General features: G+C 62.3%; 1 pseudogene. It reads right to left on the reverse strand.

The features are described from left to right. A pseudogene (hrcA, locus tag EOA29_RS39925) lies at positions 1–283 on the reverse strand (heat-inducible transcriptional repressor HrcA); the annotation flags it as partial. Positions 284–467: the final 184 nt, after the last annotated feature.

Genomic DNA, 467 nt, shown 5'->3' on the forward strand with positions numbered 1-467 from the left:
CCATGAAGGCGTCGACGAAGAAGCGCAGGCCGGTCTGCGTCGGCAGGCGGCCGGCCGAGATGTGCGGCGCGTAGATCAGGCCGAGATGCTCGAGGTCGCTCATCACGTTGCGGATGGTGGCGGGCGACAGCGAGGAGGGCAGGATGCGCGACAGGCTGCGCGAACCGACGGGCTCGCCATCCCTGAGATAGGATTCAACGATGCGCCTGAAGATGTCGCGCGAGCGCATATCGAGCGATTGAAGCACGGGCGACTGCGATGCCGGATCGACTGCCTTGGTCATTCGGGCCAAAAACCTCCGGTTCAAATATAGACTTAGCCGGTGCCCGCGCAACCCGGTCCATTTTCCTTTGCGCCATGCGCCGCATGCGTCTACAAGCCGGCCACGAATCCTTAAAAACCAGAGACAAGAGGCCTCGATGCGCCCCTCCAAACGCCAATCCGACGAAATGCGCGCCATCTCCTTC

The organism is Mesorhizobium sp. M1E.F.Ca.ET.063.01.1.1, from assembly GCF_003998155.1.
Lineage (GTDB): Bacteria > Pseudomonadota > Alphaproteobacteria > Rhizobiales > Rhizobiaceae > Mesorhizobium.